7 protein-coding genes are annotated in these 5534 nt (G+C 36.2%); 5 read left to right on the forward strand and 2 right to left on the reverse strand.

All coding sequences use genetic code 11. The features are described 5' to 3' along the window. Positions 1 to 185: 185 nt before the first annotated feature. Together ltrA and HT717_RS10120 are read right to left on the reverse strand one after the other, a co-directional pair. Positions 186 to 2108: a group II intron reverse transcriptase/maturase gene (gene ltrA, locus HT717_RS09635; RefSeq protein ID WP_000165607.1), complete on the reverse strand. Its 1923-nt coding sequence runs from the start codon at positions 2106 to 2108 to the stop codon at positions 186 to 188. A 708-nt stretch (positions 2109 to 2816) separates the two neighbouring features. Next, positions 2817 to 2975: a CHAP domain-containing protein gene (locus HT717_RS10120; RefSeq protein ID WP_345890454.1), complete on the reverse strand. Its 159-nt coding sequence runs from the start codon at positions 2973 to 2975 to the stop codon at positions 2817 to 2819. A gap of 149 nt (positions 2976 to 3124) precedes the next feature. On the opposite strand from HT717_RS10120, the gene HT717_RS10075 reads away from it, so the two are divergent. From HT717_RS10075 to HT717_RS09665, 5 genes are all read left to right on the forward strand, one after another. Beyond that, positions 3125 to 3406 (forward strand): transposase, encoded by a 282-nt coding sequence (locus HT717_RS10075; RefSeq protein ID WP_024057172.1) that lies wholly within the window; start codon positions 3125 to 3127, stop codon positions 3404 to 3406. A 7-nt stretch (positions 3407 to 3413) separates the two neighbouring features. Continuing rightward, positions 3414 to 3872 carry a transposase gene (locus HT717_RS10000; RefSeq protein WP_024057173.1) on the forward strand — a complete coding sequence of 153 codons (459 nt, stop codon included), beginning with the start codon at positions 3414 to 3416 and terminating at the stop codon, positions 3870 to 3872. A 492-nt stretch (positions 3873 to 4364) separates the two neighbouring features. After that, positions 4365 to 4574: a hypothetical protein gene (locus tag HT717_RS09655; RefSeq protein WP_158086465.1), complete on the forward strand. Its 210-nt coding sequence runs from the start codon at positions 4365 to 4367 to the stop codon at positions 4572 to 4574. A 55-nt stretch (positions 4575 to 4629) separates the two neighbouring features. Further along, positions 4630 to 4794, forward strand: coding sequence for a hypothetical protein (locus HT717_RS09660; protein WP_000201399.1), 165 nt, complete (start codon positions 4630 to 4632; stop codon positions 4792 to 4794). 1 nt (position 4795) lies between these two features. Further along, positions 4796 to 5404, forward strand: coding sequence for a hypothetical protein (locus HT717_RS09665; RefSeq protein ID WP_024056532.1), 609 nt, complete (start codon positions 4796 to 4798; stop codon positions 5402 to 5404). The last annotated feature ends 130 nt before the right edge of the window (positions 5405 to 5534 follow it).

Genomic DNA, 5534 nt, shown 5'->3' on the forward strand with positions numbered 1-5534 from the left:
CCATAGTTAGTTTCAGAAACTAGAAAAGAACCATCATCATAGTCTTTCTATAGCGATAGGTAAAACTTTGATACTATCTCCATCTTTTCCCCCGCTTCACACCGTGCGTGCGACTTTCACCGCACACGGCGTTCCATCAATAGTGTATTATCACGATTTTGCTTTATCGTGCTGTATTAATATGATTAACATAATTGTTCTAAGTTCAAATTTTCTTTCAATAATGGTGAATTTCCTGCAAGTTCGCGCAACTGATTTAATTTGGTCAGTCCTGTATCACTCAAATTCAAAAGCTGAAAGAGATTTTTGATAACCTTCTCATTTGTTGCGTGAATCAAGCGATGAATATCTCGTCCAACAATGATAAGGTTCCTATAAGAGTCATCCTTTGTTTCTAACCACGGTCTCTTATGGTGACAATGAATATCATCCATATCCAATTCCTGACCGGTTACAGCACATTTCCCTTTTTGAGCTACAAATAAAGAAATTCGATTATCATTGTATTCAACTGTTGCACGCTTATTTATAATTGAGTGTTCTCTCAGCCATTTTAATTTCCATGTTTCAACAGATTCCTGTTGTTTATGAATCAATTTTCTCCCCTCGGGAGTATACCTATTCAGATTCTTATTTCTTCCTTTTAGTGTTCTAGTCTTGACATAGCTAATTGGAAGAATTGGATAACCCATTAAGTACCGAATATTTTGAGATTGGAGGTAGGGGAGAAGTCCTTTATCTTTTCCCTTGTATTCTCCTATTTTTGTCAGACCTTTCGCCTGCAATCGATTTTTAAAAGAGAGATAAAGCTGATAATGAATTTCTTCTAAATCCTTACTCACATGTGTTGCCATACTATAATAGTTATGAATACCGATAACCATACTATTATACTTCTGTATTTCACGAATAATTGTTTCTTTAGCACCTTTAATTTGTATCAATTTCATCTGTTGTTTCAGTTGATGTTTAATACGTTTCTTGGCTTTTGATGCAATATGAGAGAAACAAACCAAACGATTATTCTTAGAAACTAGCTTTAAAGTAATCCCAAGGAATTCACTGCTTTTCTTTCTCAGATTGGTAATTTGAGATTTTTCCTCTGAAATAGGGAGGTTAAGTCGTTCTTTTAACCACAATTTTACAGCCTTAAACGTTCGCTCTGCCTCATTCCTATTTCGACAAAAGATTTTAAAATCATCCGCATATCGGACAATATAAACTTCTTTTAGCGTCGTTGAAGTTCGCAGCTTTCTGTAAACATGTGACTTGTGTCTTGTTCCCTTGGAATTATATTGAGGAACTAATTCCTTACAATCTCTTTCTTCCCATTGTCGTCCTATCCACCAATCAAATTCATTGAGATTGATATTGGCAAGTAGTGGAGATAAGATACCTCCTTGTGGTGTGCCCTTAGTTGGATAGGTCACTTTTCCATTCGGAAGAACAATTGGTGCTTTTAACATTTTTCGAATAATCACTAGAAGTTGTTTGTCCCTGATACCTAATGTCCAGATTTGACGCATTAACTTAGTATGATTCACTTCATCAAAAAAGCCTTTAATATCAACGTCAACGACATAAGTCATATGACTTTTATTCATACGATACATACAGTCCATAATAGCGTTATCAGCCGACCTTAAGGGTCTAAATCCATAACTGTGTTTGTAAAATTTCGCTTCACAGATTGGATCCAACACTTGTAAAATACACTGTTGGGCCACTCTGTCCCACATCGAGGGAATGCCAAGTGGTCGTTTCTTCCCATTTGGCTTAGGAATCTCTACTCTTCTGACTTTTCTGGGTCTATAATATTGAAATCTTCTTTGAACTTTAGAGATAAAGTCTTCTTGGGTCAGATTTTCTAAATCTTTAATGGTAACACCATCTACTCCTTCGGTTTGACTACCACCATTCCGCTTTATGGTACGATAAGCGAGCAGTATATTCTCGGGAGATATGATAATGTTCATTAAGTTCTTAAAACTGAATCCCTTTTGACTTTTGGAATATAAATCATCAAATATCTCGGTCATGCCATAGTATTCCGCATACCTTAGTTTTTGATGTTTTAATAGTTTGTCATCATTTTTTGGTTTCGTCATGGTCTATCACTCCTCTCTTTGGATTCGTGACCTTTTATGTCTTACAAGAATCCATGAAATGATAAAGTTCATAACAATACACTATTGACTAGTGGCTGTTCCTCCAGTATCATTACAACACTTTCAAAGGTCGTGCCACCACTCTCACTAGAGATTAAGGAAAGTTATGATTTTCTTTCCAATGTTTCTCTGGTTGTGCAACCTCCACATCTCTAGCTTTCGACGTTCCCTTATCTTTATCAATACTAAACTTAGGTGCCTAGCTATACCCCTTCAACTTTGATATGCCTGTAACATAACAAGGAATTTCATATCGTCGATTCTTACTCTTCCTCAAGTTGAAACAACTTACGTTGTTATACGCATTTCTACGTACTCGCCTTCGGAGCGTACATTCGCTGGTTCGTCAGTGCTCATGCACATTCTCACCCTATTTAGTTTTTAATGACTCCCGACCTATCAGATACATATTCCACCTCTGGAACACTTTCGATTCTTAAGTCCTTAAGAATGACGGTATCTTTCAGCCGACTTCACCGAGCTTCAAACCTTTACCTTTGCACAAGATAAACGCATGTCGGAGTATTAGAGAAATCGTTTCAGGGCGTTACCCCTTCATTCCAATTTTCAAGATAAGAGTTCTCCATTCTATTCAAATTTAACCTGATTATCAGGTTGATTTTTCAAGAACGTGTCTAACCTTTTCAGTTAGAAACGTCTCGCACCTACAAAAGCCACATGACCATAGTCTGCTGGTGTGCCATGTGTACCTCCTACAAAAGAAACAATAGCTCCCGCTTTTGGTGTGGAACCCGTTTCTCCACAGAAAAAGATATTTAGCCTATAATGAAGATGAACAATACCAATCCGTGTTCTTTAATAGGGCTTTTCCTAGCCTGTATAAAAAACTGGATGAACAAGAGTCATGAGATAACTCGAATATGCCTTGAGCATGAAAATATCTTACTAGTAGCCTCTTGTTCTATTGTTAAAATAGTTAACTGGAGGTTTTTATAATGGAAGTCATGATTGAAACGTGTTGTGGTATTGATGTCCACCAAAAATCTATTGTTTTTTGTATTCTAGATGGCCCACTAGATACCAATAATCCAAAGAAAATTCAGAAGAAATTTGGAACAACTACTCTAGCTCTTCACAATGCTTTAGATTGGGTGGTGAAAAACCATGTCACACATGTCTTTTTTGAAAGTACTGGGCAATATTGGCTCCCTCTCTTTAATATCTTTTCAGATTCTAATCTAGTTTTAGCACTTGCCAATCTTCAAACCTGGTCGTAAGATAGACGTGAAGGACGCTGAATGGATTGCGCGACTCGGTCGTTTCGGACTAATTGAACCTTCCTATATCCCTACCCCTGAAGTGGTACAGCTTCGTTTACTGACACGTCGCATGCGTTCTTACAAGCAACGTCAAACTCAAGTTAAAAATGAAATTCACAATCTCTTACAACAGGCCAATATCAAGCTAACAAGTTATCTTTCTGATATTTTTTCTAAGACGGGACAAGCACTTTTAAAATTCTACATTAACGGAGAAACCATTAATGTAGAATCTGTTATTCCTTGTATCCAGAAGCGAGTGAAAACAAGTCCAGAAGAACTCGTTGAAGCGATGAAAGAAAAGTTATCAGTAGAAGACCGCTTCCTCTTAGACCAGAGTTTAGAGGAATGTCAGATGTATCAGGAACTCATTGAAAAATTGACCAATGAGATTCAATACTACATCGAAAAGGAGTTCCCCTGAGTAAAATAAGATGCTTCAAACCATTCCTAGTGTGAATGAAAACTGTTCCGCCACTATTCTAGCTGAAATTTGACCAACTGTTACAGCCTTTCCATCCGATGCACACTTAGTATCCTGGGCTGGACTATGCCCAGGATTTTATGAAAGTGCTGGCATTAAAAAATCCTCACACATCACGCAAGGAAATCGCTATATCAAACAGGATTTGACCATGTCGGGATTAATTGCAGCACATTCTAAGGATCCAGCTTTTTCTTCTTTTTACAATCGAATTTCCCAAAGAGGAAGCAAGATGAAGGCTGTTATTGCTTGTGCTCATAAGATTCTCAGAATCATTTACAAACTACTCTCCACCAAGCAGACTTATCAAAAAGAAAAGGCGCTAGGACTGAGGAAACAATTCTAACGCCAAAACTAAAAAAATTTCAATTACAGTATAGCACAGGAAGTGATTTTTTGCGCTTTTTTACTGTCTTTTTTCAAATAAAAAAGATGACTTACAGAACCTGTAAGCCGCCTAGTCAGTCGGTTTATTCTGGTGTCCGCCACCGCTTGGCCCTTATGTCCAAGATTAACATCAGATTGACCATGAGCCGACCACTCATCTACACCATTATTCTAACGAATATGAGCTACAAACGCAAGAGAAAAACTTATTTTGGATTTATACACTATAAAAAACATACACTATCTTCAGATTGAACTTTTGTTCAAAATAAGCTATAATGAATTTAAGTAGAAACAGGAGGTAGAACAAATGGCTACAATCAGTTTAACACGTGATATAAAACTAACAAACGAAGATGCTCTAAAAATTCTTAATCATAAACCATCTAAAAAGCTACAAGCCGTCTTGAAATCTATTGAATCACAGGACGCTACCGCTCCAACGAAAAATAAACTCATTTCAAAGTATCTGTAAGATGACAATTCAAGTAACACCACTTAAGCAATATCTTGAAAATATTCAAGCGCTAGCTCCTGATAAAACTGAGAAACAAGTTCAGGAGCTATTTAAAACTATCATTTTAGAAAATGTTGATTTCAACGGTAATGAAGAGATGTTGACTTATCTATCTGATAAAGCCCCCAATTTTGAAAAACAACATCGTTCTCGTAATTTTATCGTTGAAGAAACTGAAACAAATAACATCATAGGATTCTTTAGTTTATCTCTCAAAGTTGTTGATATTTCTGATTTAGAGAAATCCTTAAAAAAGAAACTCGTCCTAAAAGGGAAAAGTCCCAAAAATATTGATTATCTCCCTGTGTTACTTATCGGTCAATTCGGCAAAAACACAAAGCTAAATAAACTATCAGGACAAGAGTTATTTGAAATTGTAATTCAAAAAATTGAAGAATTTCGAGCAATTGTAGGAACTCAGATGGTATTTTTAGATAGTATCAATCATCCTAAAGTCATTCAATTTTATGAACAGTTCGGATTTGTTGCTTACAGTCAATTGATTAAAGACGATCATCAAGTAAGTTATCAGCCTATGGCATTAAATATGTCACTCTATAAAAAATAAGAATCATGTCACCTAAACTGATGACATGATTCTTTTATTTCACCGTATAAGCAAAACTGATGGCACTATCTGCTTGAGAGATTTTTCTAAAGGTATAGTTAGGATTACCCCCATAGTTAGTTTCAGAAAC

It is taken from the genome of Streptococcus sp. 959 (assembly GCF_013277075.1).
GTDB classification, from domain to species: Bacteria; Bacillota; Bacilli; order Lactobacillales; family Streptococcaceae; genus Streptococcus; species Streptococcus pseudopneumoniae_C.

Excerpts from the sequence above, each read along its gene's own strand:
- ltrA (WP_000165607.1), bottom strand. The coding sequence starts at position 2,108 with ATGACGAAACCAAAAAATGATGACAAACTATTAAAACATCAAAAACTA.
- HT717_RS10075 (WP_024057172.1), top strand. The coding sequence starts at position 3,125 with ATGGAAGTCATGATTGAAACGTGTTGTGGTATTGATGTCCACCAAAAA.
- HT717_RS09655 (WP_158086465.1), top strand. The coding sequence starts at position 4,365 with ATGACTTACAGAACCTGTAAGCCGCCTAGTCAGTCGGTTTATTCTGGT.
- HT717_RS09660 (WP_000201399.1), top strand. The coding sequence starts at position 4,630 with ATGGCTACAATCAGTTTAACACGTGATATAAAACTAACAAACGAAGAT.
- HT717_RS09665 (WP_024056532.1), top strand. The coding sequence starts at position 4,796 with ATGACAATTCAAGTAACACCACTTAAGCAATATCTTGAAAATATTCAA.